This window comes from Cobetia sp. MC34, from assembly GCF_018340035.1.
GTDB classification, from domain to species: domain Bacteria; phylum Pseudomonadota; class Gammaproteobacteria; order Pseudomonadales; family Halomonadaceae; genus Cobetia; species Cobetia amphilecti.
On record NZ_JADPPY010000003.1, the window covers coordinates 140,473 to 158,080 of the forward strand.

General features: G+C 63.5%; 12 protein-coding genes and 3 tRNA genes. 12 read left to right on the forward strand and 3 right to left on the reverse strand.

Annotated elements, in window-relative coordinates; genetic code table 11:
• Positions 1–76: 76 nt before the first annotated feature.
• Complete coding sequence (gene mutS / locus IZU87_RS02795) at positions 77–2,656, reverse strand: DNA mismatch repair protein MutS (RefSeq protein WP_153636588.1); 2,580 nt, start codon at positions 2,654–2,656, stop codon at positions 77–79.
• A gap of 166 nt (positions 2,657–2,822) precedes the next feature.
• Between mutS and IZU87_RS02800 the strand changes: the two genes are divergently transcribed.
• The 9 genes from IZU87_RS02800 (at position 2,823) to IZU87_RS02840 (ending at position 11,040) form a co-directional block, all read left to right on the forward strand.
• On the forward strand, positions 2,823–3,359 hold the full coding sequence (locus tag IZU87_RS02800; protein WP_474373264.1) for a CinA family protein: 537 nt from the start codon (positions 2,823–2,825) through the stop codon (positions 3,357–3,359).
• Positions 3,360–3,574: 215 nt separating this feature from the next.
• Positions 3,575–4,642, forward strand: a complete 1,068-nt coding sequence (gene recA / locus IZU87_RS02805; RefSeq protein WP_043332943.1) for a recombinase RecA — start codon at positions 3,575–3,577, stop codon at positions 4,640–4,642.
• Positions 4,643–4,814: 172 nt separating this feature from the next.
• Positions 4,815–5,459, forward strand: a complete 645-nt coding sequence (locus IZU87_RS02810; RefSeq protein ID WP_349305157.1) for a regulatory protein RecX — start codon at positions 4,815–4,817, stop codon at positions 5,457–5,459.
• A 242-nt stretch (positions 5,460–5,701) separates the two neighbouring features.
• Positions 5,702–8,305, forward strand: coding sequence for an alanine--tRNA ligase (gene alaS, locus IZU87_RS02815; protein ID WP_054556500.1), 2,604 nt, complete (start codon positions 5,702–5,704; stop codon positions 8,303–8,305).
• Between the two features lie 109 nt (positions 8,306–8,414).
• Positions 8,415–9,662, forward strand: coding sequence for an aspartate kinase (locus IZU87_RS02820; RefSeq protein WP_043332939.1), 1,248 nt, complete (start codon positions 8,415–8,417; stop codon positions 9,660–9,662).
• A 358-nt stretch (positions 9,663–10,020) separates the two neighbouring features.
• Positions 10,021–10,212 (forward strand): carbon storage regulator CsrA, encoded by a 192-nt coding sequence (gene csrA, locus IZU87_RS02825; protein ID WP_043332937.1) that lies wholly within the window; start codon positions 10,021–10,023, stop codon positions 10,210–10,212.
• A 463-nt stretch (positions 10,213–10,675) separates the two neighbouring features.
• Positions 10,676–10,768: transfer RNA gene (locus IZU87_RS02830), tRNA-Ser, on the forward strand.
• 22 nt (positions 10,769–10,790) lie between these two features.
• Positions 10,791–10,867, forward strand: a tRNA-Arg gene (locus IZU87_RS02835).
• Positions 10,868–10,963: 96 nt separating this feature from the next.
• Positions 10,964–11,040, forward strand: a tRNA-Arg gene (locus IZU87_RS02840).
• Positions 11,041–11,353: 313 nt separating this feature from the next.
• Here the strand turns inward: IZU87_RS02840 and IZU87_RS02845 are convergent.
• Entirely contained in the window at positions 11,354–12,412 is a 1,059-nt protein-coding gene (locus IZU87_RS02845; RefSeq protein ID WP_131433209.1) for a tRNA dihydrouridine synthase, read from the reverse strand.
• 256 nt (positions 12,413–12,668) lie between these two features.
• On the opposite strand from IZU87_RS02845, the gene IZU87_RS02850 reads away from it, so the two are divergent.
• The 3 genes from IZU87_RS02850 to IZU87_RS02860 all read left to right on the forward strand — a co-directional run bounded on the left by IZU87_RS02850 (position 12,669) and on the right by IZU87_RS02860 (position 16,366).
• On the forward strand, positions 12,669–12,935 hold the full coding sequence (locus IZU87_RS02850; protein WP_213113603.1) for an OadG family protein: 267 nt from the start codon (positions 12,669–12,671) through the stop codon (positions 12,933–12,935).
• A gap of 205 nt (positions 12,936–13,140) precedes the next feature.
• Positions 13,141–14,976: a sodium-extruding oxaloacetate decarboxylase subunit alpha gene (gene oadA, locus IZU87_RS02855; protein WP_213113604.1), complete on the forward strand. Its 1,836-nt coding sequence runs from the start codon at positions 13,141–13,143 to the stop codon at positions 14,974–14,976.
• A 70-nt stretch (positions 14,977–15,046) separates the two neighbouring features.
• Positions 15,047–16,366, forward strand: coding sequence for a sodium ion-translocating decarboxylase subunit beta (locus IZU87_RS02860; protein ID WP_213113606.1), 1,320 nt, complete (start codon positions 15,047–15,049; stop codon positions 16,364–16,366).
• A gap of 85 nt (positions 16,367–16,451) precedes the next feature.
• On the opposite strand, the gene IZU87_RS02865 is transcribed toward IZU87_RS02860, so the two are convergent.
• Entirely contained in the window at positions 16,452–17,567 is a 1,116-nt protein-coding gene (locus IZU87_RS02865; RefSeq protein ID WP_213113607.1) for a metal-dependent hydrolase, read from the reverse strand.
• Between the last annotated feature and the right edge of the window lie 41 nt (positions 17,568–17,608).

The window sequence follows — 17,608 nt, forward strand, 5'->3', positions numbered from 1 at the left end:
GCCTTGCCGCTCATTCTCGGGCCTTGCCACTCATTCTCGGGCCAGGCGCGCCAACGCTGGCTCGGTGTGACGGCGCTCAGCGCTGACGGTGCCATTCGTAGATCAGCTCCAGCGCTCGCTTGGGGCTCAGATCATCCGGGTCAAGACCATTGAGGGCCTCGACGACCGGATGCGGCGGTGCCGCGAACAGGTCATTCTGTTGCGGTACCGGCTGGCCCAGCGCATCCTCGCGCGCCACCTGCGGACGATCGACTTCCTGCTGCTCCAGACTGGTCAGCTTCTCGCGTGCCCGCAGGATGACGCTCTGCGGCACCCCAGCCAGCTGGGCTACCTGCAGGCCATAGCTCTGGCTGGCGGGGCCTTCCTCGACGCGGTGCATGAAGACGATGCCATCGCCGTGCTCAGCGGCCGTCAGATGCACGTTGGCGACGGCATCGGCATGCTCGGGCAGCGCTGTCATCTCGAAGTAATGAGTCGCGAACAGGGTGAAGGCACGCGTGCGCGCCAGATGCTCGGCGCTGGCCCATGCCAGTGACAGGCCATCGAAGGTCGAGGTGCCGCGGCCGATTTCATCCATCAACACCAGGCTCTCGTCAGTGGCGTTGTGCAGGATGCTGGCGGTCTCTGTCATCTCGACCATGAAGGTCGAGCGGCCGCCGGCCAGGTCATCCGAGGAGCCGATGCGCGTGAAGATGCGGTCCAGCGGGCCGATGCAGGCGCGCGACGCCGGCACGAAGCTGCCGGTATGCGCGAGCAGAGCGATCAGTGCCGTCTGGCGCATGTAGGTGGATTTACCGCCCATGTTGGGGCCGGTGATCACCAGCATGCGCCGCGCATCATCGAAGCGCACATCGTTGGGAACGAAGGGATGATCGCTGACATGCTCGACCACCGGGTGGCGTCCGCCTTCGATATCGATGCCCGGGGTCTCGCTGAGTTCGGGGCGCACGAAATCGAGCGAGGCAGCGCGATCGGCGAAGGCGGTCAGCACATCCAGTGACGCCAGTGCGCGGGCCGTCTGCTGCAGGCCATCCAGTTCGGTATTCAGGTCATCCAGCAGGTGCTCGTACAGCAGCTTCTCGCGCGCCAGTGACTTGGACTTGGCAGACAGCGCCTTGTCCTCGAACTCCTTGAGCTCGGGGATGATGAAGCGCTCGGCATTCTTGAGGGTCTGGCGACGGATGTATTCCGGCGGGGCCTCGGCCGATTGCGAGCGCGGCAGCTCGATGAAGTAGCCATGCACGCGGTTGTAGCCGACCTTGAGGTTGCTCAGGCCGGTGCGCTCGCGCTCGCGGGTCTCGAGTGCGACCAGATACTGGCCGGCGTTCTCGGACAGGCCGCGATACTCGTCCAGCTCATCGTCGTAGCCATCGGCGATCACGCCACCATCGCGCAGCACCACCGGCGGATTCTCGACCAGCGCCTCGCTGAGCATCGCGGAAAGTGCCGGGAACAGGCGGATGGCATCGCGCAGGTCATCGATGGCGCTGCCTTTTTCGACGCTGGCGAGCACGGCGCGCAGCTCGGGCAGAGTGTTGAGGCCATCGCGCAGGCGTGCCATGTCACGGGGGCGTGCGCTGCGCAGCGCGACACGGGCGAGGATACGCTCCACATCGCCGATGCGCTTGAGCAGGCCTTGCAGCTCGAAGGGGTAGTCGCCATCCAGCAGACGTTGCACCGCCGCCTGACGCTGGCCGATCTGGAGCTGATCGCGCAGCGGGCGGTTGAGCCAGCGCTTGAGCAGGCGTGAACCCATCGCGGTCGCGGTGACGTCCAGCACGCTGGCCAGCGTGTTGTCGCTGGTGCCGCCCAGGTTGGTGTCGATCTCGAGGTTGCGACGGCTGGCGGCATCGATCACCACCGAGTCATCGCGGCTCTCGACGGCCAGCGCGGTCACGTGGGGCAGGCCGGTACGCTGGGTGTCGCGAGCGTAGTCGAGCAGGGCACCGGCTGCCGTGACGGCGCGCGTCAGGTGGCTGCAGCCGAAGCCGTTGAGGTCCTGGACGCCGAACTGATCGCACAGCAGGCGCAAGGCAGTCTCGTGATCGAAGTGCCAATCGCTCTGGCGGGTCAGGCCCGGGCGCGAGGCCAGGCTGGCGGGGAGGGTACGGCTTTCGCCGACCATGACTTCGGCAGGCGACAGACGCTGGATCTCGGCCAGCAGCTCGTCATCACCATTGACCTCGAGCACGCTGAAGCGACCGGAGGAGAGCTCGAGAGCGGCCAGGCCCCAGGTCTCGCCATCACGGTGCAGCGCCACCAGCAGGTTGTCGCGGCTGGCATCCAGCAGCGCCTCATCGTGCAGCGTCCCCGGGGTGACGATACGCACGACCTTGCGCTCGACAGGCCCCTTGCTGGTCGCCGGGTCGCCGATCTGCTCGCAGATGGCCACCGATTCGCCCATCTTGACCAGGCGTGCCAGATAGCCTTCAGCGCTGTGGTAGGGCACCCCTGCCATGGGAATCGGTGAGCCACCGGAGCTGCCGCGCGCCGTCAACGTGATATCGAGCAGTTGTGCTGCGCGCTTGGCGTCCTCATGAAACAGTTCATAGAAGTCGCCCATGCGATAGAACAGCAGCACGCCGGGGTGCTCGCGTTTGATCTTCATGTACTGCGTCATCATCGGCGTCATCTGGGGCGCGCTGTTCTTGGCCATGGCCATGGACTTCCTTGACTGCACTGCAATGGGAAAAAGCACACATGCGAGAGCACGGCATGCGGGATGCGCGATATTCTACGGACTGGCGCGGCCGGCTCCAATGCCTGTGATGTCTCATGCTCGCTGCCCTTTTCACCCGATGACCTCCACAAGGAGAAAGTTCGTGAGCCGATTGACTGGTACGACCCCCGAGGCTGCGTGCGCGAATGCCCTGGCTGAGCAGTTGCAGGCGCTGGCAGTCGCGCGCGGCGTGCGCGTCACCACCGCCGAGTCGTGCACCGGGGGTGGGGTGAGTGCGGCGATCACGGCGATTGCCGGTAGCTCCAGCTATTTCGATGCGGGCTACGTGACCTATTCCAATGCCACCAAGCAGCGCCTGCTGGGGGTCAGTGAGACATCGTTTGAAACATTCGGTGCCGTCTCAGAGGCGGTCGTGTGCGAGATGGTGCGGGGCGCCTGTCGCGAAAGTGGCGCTGAGCTGGGGGTGGCGATCAGCGGTGTGGCCGGCCCCGGCGGGGGAAGTGACGAGAAGCCCGTCGGCACCGTGTGGCTGGCGTGGGGGAGTGAGGCGCGCCAGCAGGCACGCTGCTGTCACTTTCCCGGCGACCGGCAGGCCGTGCGTGACGCCGCCGTGCGGGAAGCGTTACAGGGCTTGATCGAGCGCGTGGAGGCCTTGCAGATCGGCACCGAAGACGCGTGAGCCCGATGCAAGCCCCGCGTTGAGGGTGCTGCCTGAAAAAGCGCATCACCGGACTGGCAGAGTGACGCAACTTGCGGCATTATACTGTCCATGTATACAGGGTTTTGCCACGACACCTCAGCCGCTAGTCTGACGGTGTCTGCTCAGCTCTCAGTGACAGAATTCTCTATTCTAGGTGGTAGCCCGTGTGGCTCCGCCGTTCGACAGGAGGCCACATGGCAAAGGACGACAATCGTACCAAGGCGCTGAACGCGGCGCTGTCCCAGATCGAGCGCCAGTTCGGCAAGGGCGCCGTCATGCGCATGGGCGATGCCCCGCGTGTGGCCATCCCGTCGGTTTCCACCGGTTCTCTGGGGCTGGATATCGCACTCGGCATCGGCGGCCTGCCCTTCGGGCGCGTGGTCGAGATCTACGGTCCGGAATCCTCGGGCAAGACGACACTGACCCTCTCGGTCATCGCCCAGGCGCAGAAGCAGGGCAAGGTCTGTGCCTTCATCGATGCCGAGCACGCACTGGATCCGTCCTACGCCGAGAAGCTGGGCGTCAATCTGGACGAGATGCTGGTCTCCCAGCCGGACACCGGTGAGCAGGCGCTCGAGATCGTCGACATGCTGGTACGCTCCGGCGGTGTTGACGTCATCATCGTCGACTCTGTGGCGGCGCTGACGCCGCGTGCCGAGATCGAAGGCGAGATGGGTGACTCCCACGTCGGCCTGCAGGCGCGTCTGATGTCCCAGGCGCTGCGCAAGGTGACCGGTCACATCAAGAACGCCAACTGCATGGTGGTGTTCATCAACCAGATCCGCATGAAGATCGGCGTGATGTTCGGTAGCCCCGAAACCACGACTGGCGGTAACGCACTGAAGTTCTACTCCAGTGTGCGTCTGGATATCCGTCGTACCGGCTCCGTGAAGTCCGGTGATGAAGTCACCGGTAACGAGACCCGCGTCAAGGTCGTCAAGAACAAGGTCGCGCCGCCGTTCCGTCAGGCCGAGTTCCAGATTCTCTACGGCAAGGGCATCTATCACGCCGGTGAGGTGATCGACCTGGGTGTGCAGTGTGGTCTGGTCGGCAAGTCAGGCGCCTGGTACAGCTATCAGGGCAGCAAGATCGGTCAGGGCAAGGCCAACTCCGCCCAGTACCTGGAAGACAATCCCGCCATCATGGAGGAGATTGAAACCCAGATCCGTGCCCAGTTGCTGGCAGCGCCGGAAGCCAAGGAAGAGCCGAAAGAGACCGCGGCCGCCGAGAGTGAAGACGACCTGGATATCGATCTCGATTGAGGTTCGTCCAGAAGAAAGAGCAAGAGCGCCAGCCGCCAGGCTGGCGTCATCTCAACGTGTCGTTTCCGACCCGGTGAGATGATCCCAAGGCGCCCGCCCCGATGACTCGGAGGCGGGCGCCTTGCGTTCACGTCCATCGATGTCCTTCTGCTCAACCCCGGGGAGCATGACCATGCACGATGACAGCGCTGAAATGGGTGGGCCTGAGTATCAACCGCTCGACTCAGGCGCGATGACGCCGCAGCGGCGTGCGCGCAATGATGCCATCGCGCGACTGGCGCGCCGCGAACATAGCCGCCGCGAGCTGCACGACTATCTCAAGGAGCGTGACTACCTGCGGGCGGTCAGCGATGACGAGTTGGCAGAGCGGCAAGCCGCGGGCGAGGAGGGCGCACAGGCGGCCTTGAGTCGCGATGAGGTCGAGCTGCTGATCGAGGAGGTGCTGGAGCGCATGGCCGAGGAGGGCCTGCAATCCGATGAGCGCTTTGCCGCCAGCTTCCTGCGGACGCGAGTGCTGCGCGGGCAGGGGCCGAGGCGTATCCAGCAGGAGCTGCGCCAGCGTGGTATCGATAGCGAGACGCTCAATGCCGTGATGCGTGCCGCCAGTGACCCGACGCCGGATGCCTTCGGTCATGTCGAGGCGGTGGATTTCTTCGAGCTGGCGCGCGAGACGCTGACCAGGCGCTTTACCGGCCCCGGCGAGGGACACAAGGAGCGCGCACGGCGCGAACGCTTTCTGCTCCAGCGCGGCTTCGATTATGAGCAGCTGCGCTATGCCATGGAGTCCGCCTGGAGTGATGAGGGCGAAGAAGGCTAGCTGGCGGGCGACTGTTTGGCTCTCATGACGCGCAAACCGGCGCTTCAAGGCATTTCCCCCCCTTTAGCTTGCGCGAACAGGCGTTATACTAGGTCGTCTTGCGACGGCACGGGGCAGGCGCCTTCTTTCATGCTTTTCATTGCACCTCCATGCATACCCACATGGATGAATATGCAGAAACCATGCGGAAGTCATGCAGAAGACCCCCGGAGCGTCTTTACGCACATCGCTACGGAACCTCTATGAAAAGCGCAGAAATCAGAAACGCCTTCCTGACCTATTTCGAGAAGCAGGGCCATACCATTGTTCCCACCAGCTCCCTGGTGCCGAACAACGACCCGACCCTGCTGTTCACCAACGCCGGCATGGTGCCCTTCAAGGATGTCTTCCTGGGCCGTGATCCGCGTGGCTACAGCCGTGCAACCTCCGCGCAGCGCTGCGTGCGCGCCGGTGGCAAGCACAATGACCTGGACAACGTCGGCTATACCGCCCGTCACCACACCTTCTTCGAGATGCTGGGCAACTTCAGCTTCGGCGACTACTTCAAGCGCGAAGCCATCCAGTTCGCCTGGAAGTTTCTGACCGAAGAACTCGGCCTGCCGAAGGAGAAGCTGTGGGTCACCGTGCACGTCAGCGATGACGAAGCCCGTGACATCTGGTTCAACGAGGTCGGCATCGATCAGAACCGCTTCTCGCGTCTCGACGAGGACAACTTCTGGCAGATGGGCGACACCGGCCCGTGCGGCCCGTCCTCCGAAATCTTCTATGACCACGGCGAAGACGTCGCCGGTGGCCCGCCGGGCAGCCCGGACGAGGATGGCGATCGCTACATCGAGATCTGGAACCTGGTCTTCATGCAGTTCGACCGTGACGCCGAGGGCACGCTGCACCCGCTGCCCAAGCCGTCCATCGATACCGGCATGGGCCTGGAGCGTGTCGCGGCCGTGATGCAGGGCGTGCACTCCAACTACGAGATCGACCTGTTCCAGAATCTGTTGGCCGCCGCGGCCGAGATCATCGGTCACGACAACATCGCCACGCCGTCACTGCGCGTGGTGGCTGACCACATCCGCTCGTGTGCCTTCCTGATCGCCGATGGCGTGCTGCCGTCCAACGAAGGCCGTGGCTACGTGCTGCGTCGCATCATCCGTCGCGCCGTGCGTCACGGTCACAAGCTGGGGGCGCGTGGCAGCTTCTTCTACAAGCTGGTCGCGGCTCTCGACAGCGAGATGGGTGATGCCTATCCGGAACTGCGCGCCGCTCGCGAGCAGATCGAACGTGTGCTGCTCAAGGAAGAGGAGCAGTTCGCACGTACGCTGGAACACGGCATGAAGCTTCTGGAAGAAGCCATCGCTGGCCTCGAGGGCAATACCCTCGACGGCGAGACCATCTTCAAACTCTACGACACCTACGGCTTCCCGTATGACCTGACCGCCGACATCTGCCGCGAGCGCGAGCTGATCCTCGATGAGGCAGGTTTCCAGGCGGCCCTGGAAGCACAGCGTGATCGCGCCCGTGCCGCCAGCAACTTCGGCGGCGACTACTCCGCCAACCTGGTGCTGGAAGGCGAGACCGTCTTCACCGGCTACGACCAGCTGGAAGGGGAAGCCACCGTCACCTCGCTGTTCGACGCCGAAGGCAATGCCGTCGAGCAGCTCGAGGTGGACACCAAGGGCATCGTGGTGCTCGATACCACCCCGTTCTACGGCGAATCAGGCGGCCAGGCCGGTGACACCGGTTATCTGCATCTGGACGGCGGTCGCTTCCAGGTCAGCGATACCCAGAAGCAGACCGGCCATCACCTGCACCACGGTGTGCTGATCGAAGGCGCTCTCAAGGTCGGTGACAAGGTGCGTCCGCAGGTCGATGCCGAGCTGCGCGCGGCTTCCGTGCGCAACCACTCCGCCACGCACCTGCTGCACGAAGCGCTGCGTCTGGTGCTGGGCGAGCACGTTCAGCAGAAGGGCTCGCTGGTCACGGCCGAGCGTCTGCGCTTCGACTTCAGCCACTTTGAGGCGATGACGGCCGAACAGCTGTCCGAGGTCGAGCGCATCGTCAACGCGCAGATCCTGGCCAACGCCGAGACCACCATCGAGTTCATGAGCCTCGATGAGGCCAAGGCGCGCGGCGCAGCGGCACTCTTCGATGCCAAGTATGGTGAGGAAGTCCGCGTGCTGACCATCGGTCAGGATGCCTTCTCCATCGAGCTGTGCGGCGGGACTCACGTCAAGCGCAGCGGCGACATCGGCCAGATGCACATTCTCGCCGAGACCGGCATCGCGTCCGGCGTGCGTCGTATCGAGGCCATCACCGGTCGCGCCGCGCGTGACTTCCTGCTCGCGCAGGAAGCGACTCTGGCTCGCCTCGGTGAGCGTCTCAAGGCCAAGCCGGAGCAGGTCGAGGAGCGCGTCGGCAGCCTGCTGGAGCGCAACCGCGGCCTCGAGAAGGAGCTTGAACGCCTCAAGGCCAAGCTGGCGTCTGCTTCGGCCAGCGACATGCTCAGCGACATCGCCAATGTCCAGGGCATCAAGGTGCTGGCCAAGCAGGTCGAAGGCGTCTCCGGCAAGGAGCTGCGTGGCCTGATGGATGACCTCAAGTCCAAGCTCGGCTCCGGCATCCTGGTGCTCGGCGTCGCGGACGGTGACAAGGTCAGCCTGATCGCCGGTGTCACCGACGACCTGACCTCGCGCGTCAAGGCGGGTGATCTGGTGCGCCACGTGGCCGAGCAGGTCGGTGGCAAGGGTGGCGGTCGTGCTGACATGGCCCAGGCCGGTGGCAGTGACGCCGCCTCGCTTCCGGGCGCACTGGCCGGTGTGCCATCATGGGTAGACGCCCAGCTGGGCTGACAGTACAAGATGAAGGCCGGGCTCCTCTTGGGGAGACCCGGCCTCTTTTTGGGCTCACATGAGCTTCATGTGGGGACAACGCAAACGGACACGGATAACGGAAACGCACATGGCGCTATACGTTCAGAAGTTCGGAGGCACTTCGGTCGGCTCGGTGGAGCGGATCAAGGCCGTCGCCGAGAAGGTCAAGCGATTCCGCGATGAAGGCCATCAGATTGTCGTGGTCGTCTCTGCCATGAGTGGCGAGACCAACCGACTGATCGGTCTCGCCAGCGAGATCAATGATGACCCGACACCGCGCGAGATGGACATGCTGGTCTCCACTGGCGAGCAGGTCACCATTTCCCTGCTGGCCATGGCGCTGCAGAAGATCGGCGTCGACGCGACCTCCTACACAGGGGCGCAGGTGGGAATCCGCACCGATAGCGCGCACACCAAGGCGCGTATCCAGCACATCGATACCGATGACCTGCGTGAAGACCTCGACGATGGCAAGGTGGTCGTGGTGGCAGGCTTCCAGGGTGTCGATGAAGAGGGCAACATCACGACGCTCGGTCGTGGTGGCTCTGACACCACCGGTGTCGCCCTGGCTGCCGCACTGAAGGCGGATGAGTGCCAGATCTACACCGATGTCGATGGTGTCTATACCACTGACCCGCGCGTGTGCTCCAAGGCACGTCGTCTGGAAACGGTGACCGTCGAGGAAATGCTGGAAATGGCGAGCCTGGGCTCCAAGATCCTGCAGATCCGTTCGGTGGAATTCGCCGGCAAGTACAATGTTCCCCTGCGTGTGCTGTCTTCCTTCGAGGATGGCCCGGGTACCCTGATCGTCGCTGAGGAAGAAGACAACATGGAAGAACCGCTGATCTCCGGCATCGCCTTCAATGTCAACGAAGCCAAGCTGACTCTGCTCAACACGCCGGATATCCCGGGTGTCGCTTCCAAGATTCTGGGCCCGATCGCCGATTCCAACATCGAAATCGACATGATCGTCCAGAACGTCTCTCCGGACGGCAATACCACTGACTTCTCCTTCACCGTCGCCAAGACCGACTTCAAGGCGACCCAGCGCATCCTGACCGAGACGGTGATTCCGTCCGTCGGTGGTGGTGAGATGCGCGGTGATGACAACATCGCCAAGGTCTCGCTGGTCGGTGTCGGCATGCGTTCTCACGCCGGTGTCGCCTCCAAGATGTTCCGCGTACTGGCGGAAGAAGGCATCAATATCCGCATGGTCTCCACTTCAGAGATCAAGATTTCCGTCCTGATCGACGAGAAATTCATGGAGCTGGCGGTTCGCTCCCTGCACACCGCTTTCGGGCTGGATGCAGAAGCGATCAGCGACGAGACTGCCTGAGTCTCACCACGGAGCGTGCAGCAAGGAAGTCGTAAAGACACCGACAATCAATGACTTGCCCAAGTCGTTAAGCGTCGGTGCCCAGGCCGGGGATATTGGTCTGGTTGACGTGCGGCACGTGAAGTCGATAGCGCCCGATGTATTTTCTGTCATTCTTCTGAATGTCAGTCTGTGCATCGGGCGCTTTCATTCAACGTGTCTATCGGGTGTGATGAAGGTATGGCATTGGCCGTCGGAGCATGCATAGCGCATAATTCGAGCTTCATGCATCAGGGTGGTCGACTTGTCCCGGTCGATCGCCGCCTCCACATCCCGTTGAAGTCCCAGCTGTTTTGAATTTCTGACAAGGAGATCAGTCATGCTCATCCTGACCCGTAGAGTGGGTGAAACTCTGATGATCGGAGACGACATCACTGTCACCGTTCTCGGAGTGAAAGGTAATCAGGTGCGTATCGGTGTGAACGCGCCCAAGGACGTTGCCGTCCATCGAGAAGAGATCTATCAGCGCATCCAGCGTGAGAAAGAAGACAATGGCGATGCCATCGCCTGACGGCATGCTGCGCCTGCACGTCGCACGACCCTGCACGACCCGATGAACGCCAGCCATTGTCCCCATGGCTGGCGTTCGCGTGTGTGGGCCTGGCGCAGGCGAGGGCGGCCCGCCTAGCTCATGAACAACGGCGTACTTACCTCCATGAGCAGCGGCTCATGCGGGGTGATGAGAGGGTGGCTTGTTCAAGTCTGTGTTCCGTAAGGGAAAAATTTGGCTTTTTTCTCAAAAAGGGGGAGACAAGCCGATTCTGGTTCGGTAATATGCCCGCTCCCTCGAACGAGACGCGACGACAGGCTAGCCATCGTCATGTTCTGGTTCATGCGGGGAGATTGCTTGGGGGCGCGCAGCCTCGAGCCTGTTGTCGAGTGGTGATGAGATGTTCAGCATCGAAGCCAAAAAATCGACACAGGGGCTGGACAAAGCCCAATCAAATGAGTAAGATATGCGCCGTACCTGATGAGGAGAGGTGGCCGAGTGGCTGAAGGCGCTCCCCTGCTAAGGGAGTATAGGGTTTATAGCCCTATCGAGGGTTCGAATCCCTCTCTCTCCGCCATTAGGTACAAATGCAGTAAGATGCGCCCTTAGCTCAGCTGGATAGAGTACCTGACTACGAATCAGGCGGTCGGAGGTTCGAATCCTCCAGGGCGCGCCACTGCAACGCAAGACATGAAGTTGGAAAGACGCAGTACTCGCACGATAAAGTCCTGAAGTCATTTGAAATGCTCAGGCCACAGATTTCAAGGTTTATGCGCCCTTAGCTCAGCTGGATAGAGTACCTGACTACGAATCAGGCGGTCGGAGGTTCGAATCCTCCAGGGCGCGCCAATTGAAAAACCCGCTTCACTGAAGCGGGTTTTTCTTCGTCTGAAGAAAAGTCAGGCACTGAAAGACGCCAGGCTATTGAGCCAGGCTATGAGGCAAGATCAGTGCCGAGTGATCGCCGCCTGCACGGCCCCGATCCCCGCATTGCTGACGATCTGAGTGTTCTACCGCTTTCCTTGACTGTGATGTCACGCCTTCGGGCGGACGATCGCCAGGGCGCCCTTTTCGCGAGGGGCGCCCTTTTTTTGGTTCACTGATCGGGGCAGCGAACGGATCGGGTGTTGGTCGGTGCTGATGTTCAGGTTTCGGTTCAGGCTCAGGCCGGGGTGGTCGCGGCTTCCGTTTCCGATGCCTGAGGCGATTCTGGTGCCTGAGCCGGCTCCGGCATGCGAGTCACCGACGTCAGAAGACTCGGCGCCAGCTCCAGCGCAGTGCCGGCCACCAGGCCGGTGAAGAACTCGGCGCGCCCCTTGTGGCGCTTGATGGCCTGGAAACGGCTTTCGGCTTCCGCGTTGCCGCTCTGGCGCATCATGTTCATCCACTGCTTGAGCAGCGGCACCATCACCTTGTCGGGGAGGTGAGCGCAGCGTTCGGCGTGGGAGAGCAGCACCTGCGCACGCTGTGTCCAGTCCGTCTCGGGCAGCAGCTCGCCGGTCGCCTGCCAATGCTTGATGCGCGCCGCCAGGAAGGGGTCAGCCAGGGCGGCACGCCCCAGCATGACATCGCGACAGCCGGACAGAGAGCGCGCCCGCCAGTAGCAGTGCATATCCCAGATATCGCCATTGGCGACCACCGGAATGGAGAGCTCGGAGGTGATCTTGCCGATCCATTCCCAGTGCGCCGGTGGGCGATAGCCTTCCTGTTTGGTACGCCCATGCACCACCAGCTGAGTCGCACCGCCTGCCTCGGCCGCCTGAGCGCAGGCCAGCGCCAGGCGCCGATCATTGAAGCCGAGACGAATCTTGGCGGTGACCGGCACGCCCGTGCCCTCGAGTGCCTTGCGCACGCCTTCCACCGCGCGGAAGACACGTTCCGGCGAGCGCAGCAGTGCCGCGCCACCATCATGTCGATTGACGGTCTTGGCCGGGCAGCCGAAATTGATATCGACGCTGGGGGCCCCCAGGCGCGCGGCGACGCGGGCATTGATGCCCAGTGCCTCGGGGTCGGCCCCCAGCAGCTGCAGGGCGACCGGGGTCTCGTGTCGTGTTCGTGCCGTCTGTGTCGGGGAGGCGTCGAGCAGCTCCGGACAGATGCGCTTGAAGACGCGCGGCGGTAACTTGACGTGGGTCACGCGCACGAATTCCGTCACGCACCAGTCGTAGCCGCCAAGGCCAGTGAGACATTCGCGTGTGATGTCATCTATCACGCCTTCCATCGGCGCGATGCCGATGCGGCCGGCCCGCGCGAGGGCCTGTGGGGTCAACGATGGTGTCATTGCAATTGCCGTGGAATCAGGCACTTTAGAGCGACCAACAAGCATTGAATGCAGCTGCATGGGCATACCGACAGAGGCTATCGGCGGCGGAGCCTATCCGTCGTGCCGTGTCCGGCGTGACCGAAGACATTGGCGTTCAGCGCAGGCGCTGCGCCGTAGTGCGGCTCGATAACGAGAAAGACTCGAGGACACTGGCATGCAAGAGAATGATCTGCTCGGTGAAGGCTTGAACCTGATGGTGTTCGGGATGGGGTTCGTGTTCGTGTTTCTAAGTCTGCTGGTGGTCGCCATGATGGCGATGGCCAGGCTGGTGGATCGCTTCGCGCCTGCACCAGTGCCCGCTGCGCCAGGTGCTGCGCGGGCGCCGGCTGCCCCGGCCCCTGCGGCAGGGGACGATAGCGAACTGACGGCCGTCATGGCCGCGGCGATTCACCGCTTCCGGCAGGACCAGCGCAAGCACTGACGCTTGCGCGGCTTCGCCGATAGCGTCTGGGCTCTGCCGAGCGTCTGACCACTGCCAAGAGTAGCAGGCGGCGATTCTATCACGAGCAGTACGGTGGGTAGACCTCCCCCCGAGTGCAATATTCTGTGTTGCAGGCTGACGCAACAGGCTGCCTGCAGCGCGCGCAGAACTCGATATCCACAATATAAAGAACAAGGGATCACTCATGGACAAGCAACCGCTGGGCATCACGGATGTGGTACTGCGCGACGCGCATCAGTCATTGCTGGCCACGCGCATGCGCCTCGATGACATGCTGCCGATCGCCGCCAAGCTGGACGACATCGGCTTCTGGTCGCTGGAGAGCTGGGGCGGCGCGACCTTCGACGCCTGCATTCGCTACCTGGGCGAAGATCCCTGGGCGCGCATTCGTGCCTTGAAGGAAGCGATGCCCAAGACCCAACAGCAGATGCTGCTGCGCGCCCAGAACCTGCTCGGCTATCGTCATTACGCCGATGATGTGGTGGATACCTTCGTCAAGCGTGCCGCGACCAGCGGTGTCGATGTCTTCCGTGTCTTCGATGCCATGAATGACCCGCGCAACCTCGAGCGTCCGCTCAAGGCGGTACTGGATCAGGGCAAGCATGCCCAGGGCACCATCTCCTACACCGTGAGCCCCGTGCACACCCTAGAGATGTGGGTCGAGCTGGCGCAGAAGATCGAGTCCATGGGAGCCCAGTCACTGGCGATCAAGGACATGGCGGGCCTGCTGACGCCGTACACCGCCTTTGAACTGGTCTCGCGCCTCAAGGCGAGCCTGTCGATCCCGATCCACATGCAGTGCCACGCCACCACCGGGCTTTCCACCGCCACGGCCCTCAAGGCCATCGAGGCGGGCATCGACAACGTCGACACCTCCATCTCTTCCATGTCGATGACCTACGGCCATAGCCCGACGGAATCCGTGGTCGCGATGCTGGCGGGAACCGAGCGCGATACCGGGCTCGATCTCGAGAAACTCGAGGATATCGCCGGCTATTTCCGCGAAGTGCGCAAGAAATACGCGGCTTTCGAAGGCAGCCTGCGCGGTATCGACTCGCGCATCCTGGTCGCGCAGGTGCCGGGTGGCATGCTCACCAACATGGAAAGCCAGCTCAAGGAGCAGGGCGCCGGTGACAAGCTGGATGACGTGCTCGCCGAGATTCCGCGTGTACGCAAGGACCTGGGCTATATCCCGCTGGTGACCCCGACCTCACAGATCGTCGGCACCCAGTCGGTGATGAACGTGATGATGGGCGAGCGCTACAAGTCGATCTCCAAGGAAGTGCAGGCGCTGCTCAAGGGCGAATATGGCGCGGCGCCGGCGCCCTTCGACAGCGAGCTTCAGTCCCGCGTGCTGGAAGGCGGCGAGCCGATCACCTGCCGCCCGGCCGACAACCTGACGCCGGAGATGGAGCGTCTGCGTGAGGAGCTCAAGGGCAAGGCCAGTGAAGAGGGCATCACCCTGGAAGGCGGCGAGCGCGAGACCGATGACGTGCTGACCTACGCGCTGTTCCCGCAGATCGGCCTCAAGTTCCTGCGCAACCGTGGCAACCCGGCTGTCTTCGAGCCCGCCCCGCAGGCTGTCGATGACAAGGCGTCCAAGGCTGCAAGTGCGCCGGTCTCCAGTGCTCCAGCCGTCAGTGCTCAAGCCGCGTCCAGCGGTCCGCAGACCTACACCCTGAACGTCAACGGCAAGCAGTATGTGGTCGAGGTCGCCGAAGGCGGAGACATCACCCAGGTGCAGGCCAGTGCGCCAGCGGCGCCTGCTCCGGCAGCCGCAGCGGCGGCACCTGCCGCACAGGCCGCCTCCGGTGAGCCGGTGAGTGCGCCGCTGGCGGGCAACATCTTCAAGGTCAATGTCAGTGTCGGTGACAGCGTGGCCGAAGGGGATGTGGTCATCATCCTCGAGGCGATGAAGATGGAGACCGAGATCCGTGCCCACCAGGCCGGTACCGTCTCCGCGGTGAAGGTCAAGGAAGGCGACAGTGTCAGTGTTGGCGACGTTCTGATCACCCTCTGAGCCGGTGTGTCCGGCCCGTCGTCATGCACGGCGGGCCGGTCGGTGATGCTCCTCTGCAAGGCGACACGACATGGACAAGATACTCAACCTCTGGCACGGCTCGGGGCTCTACAACATGAGCTTCGGCCAGCTGGCGATGATCGTCATCGGCCTTGGCCTGCTTTATCTGGCGATCCGCAAGAACTTCGAACCCCTGCTGCTGGTGCCGATCGGCTTCGGCGGCATTCTGGCCAACATCCCGGAAGCCGGGCTGGCGCTGTCTGCCGCCGAGCAGGCGGCCCATCTCGGCAAGCCGGAGCTGCTGGCTTCGATGGCCAATCTGCTCAACGTCAACATCGCCAGCCTGCCGCTGGATGAGGCGCGCCACGCGGTGGAGCAGGCGCTGCATGGCGAGATTCCCGTCGCGCTCAAGCAGCAGGCCAGCAACATGGCGCTGGATGGCGGCTTCTCCAACGGCATGCTCTACAGCTTCTACAGCGTGGCGATCGCCTCCGGCATCGCGCCGCTGGTGATCTTCATGGGCGTGGGCGCGATGACGGACTTCGGCCCGCTGCTGGCCAATCCCAAGACCCTGTTCCTCGGTGCGGCGGCGCAGTTCGGCATCTTCGCGACCCTGCTGGGCGCGGTGGCGTTGACCTCGATGGGCCTGATGGACTTCAGCCTGCAGCAGTCGGCGGCCATCGGCATCATCGGCGGTGCGGACGGCCCGACCTCCATCTACGTCGCCAGCCTGCTGGCGCCGGAGCTGCTGGGCGCGATCGCCGTGGCGTCCTACTCCTACATGGCTCTGGTGCCGATGATCCAGCCGCCGATCATGCGCGCGCTGACCACCGCCAGGGAACGCAGCCTGGTCATGACCCAGCTGCGCCCGGTGTCCAAGACCGAGAAGATCCTCTTCCCGCTGGTGCTGTTGATCATGGTGGCGATGCTGCTGCCGGACGCCGCACCGCTGCTGGGCATGTTCTGCTTCGGTAACCTGATGCGCGAGTGTGGCGTGGTGGAGCGTCTGTCGGATACCGCCCAGAACGCACTGATCAACATCACCACCATCTTCCTGGGGCTGTCGGTGGGCTCCAAGCTGCAGGCCGACAAGTTCCTGGCGGTGGAGACGCTGGGCATTCTGGCCCTCGGCGTGGTCGCCTTCGGTATCGGCACGGCCTGCGGGGTACTGATGGCCAAGCTGATGAACAAGGTCTCCAAGACACCGATCAATCCGCTGATCGGGTCGGCCGGTGTCTCGGCGGTGCCGATGGCGGCACGTGTTTCCAACAAGGTCGGGCTCGAGTACAACCCGCACAACTTCCTGCTGATGCATGCCATGGGGCCGAACGTGGCCGGCGTGATCGGCTCGGCGGTTGCCGCGGGGGTGATGATCAAGTACCTCGGCTGATCGTCACCACAGCACTGATACGACAACGCCCGCCATGGCTACCATGGCGGGCGTTGTCGTATCTCGGGCCTTCATCAGCGGCGCTTTATCTTGTCTCGGCCGAGGGATTTGAGGGCGTGGCAGAGACGGTGCGCTGATTCGGCTGCATGCGCGTCTGCGGGTCGTGGACGGCCTGCCAGAGGCTTAGCAGGGCGGCGCGATCGACAGGCTGGCTGGGCAGGCGCTGGCTGTCCTCGAGCCCTTGCCATTCCCCTTGGGCGTTCTGGCGTGCGAGGGCAAAGCGGAAGGGGTGATAGCCGGGTGAGCCCAGGCGTGTGTCGGTCACTGCCAACAGCGTCTCACCCTCTGGGGTCCGCTCGCGGCTCGCGCGCAGATAGGGCGCCGCGAACCAGCGCAGACGCTGGCCGTCCTCCAGCTTCGCGACCTCGGCATCCAGCGTTGGATGGCGCGGAAAATCACGGCGTACGAGAGACGCCAGCTGCGCGTCGGAGTCGAACACGCTGACCATCCACTCGTGATCCGCCTGTGGGGTGGTTGCGCTGACACGCCACAGCAGGCTGTTGAAGGGAGTCGGCTGCACCATGCGCGGGGCGTCGGCGAAGCCCTGACTGGCCAGCAGCGGCGCCACGCGATGTTCGACCCAGCTCTTGGCGGCCAGCCCCCAGCCCAGATAGAGGCTCGAGAGCATGAGGCCCGCGGTCAGAAGGCGCCCGGCGCGACCACGAATCGCCACCCACAGGCCGGTGATCAGCAGCGGCAGGGTGTAGAGCGGGTCGATGATGAAGATGCTGGCCAGACTGATGGGGCGGCCGGGCCACGGCCACAGCAGCTGGGTGCCATAGGTGGTGAAGCTGTCCAGCAGCGGGTGGGTGGCCAGGCACACCACGCAGTAGGCGATCAGCCGCCCACGGCCGAGACTCGCCAGACGTGGCAGGCGCGCCAGCAGCCAGCCGAGCACGATGCCCAAAAGCGCCAGCACCGGCAGGGAATGGCTGAAGCCGCGGTGATGGGTGTAATTGGCGACCGCGTCGCCGTAGTCGATCATCACGTCGAGGTCGGGCAGGGTGCCGAGTGCCGCACCGCCGAGCAGCGCATAGCGGATGGCCGCGCCGCGTTTCGGGCCGGGCAGGCGGCGAATGGCCGGCGCCATGACGGCGCCGCCAACGACGGCCCCGAGGCATATCTGGGTAAGGGAGTCCATGCGTGGGCTACCTGTGAGGAAGTAGAGAGCGGGAGGCGTGG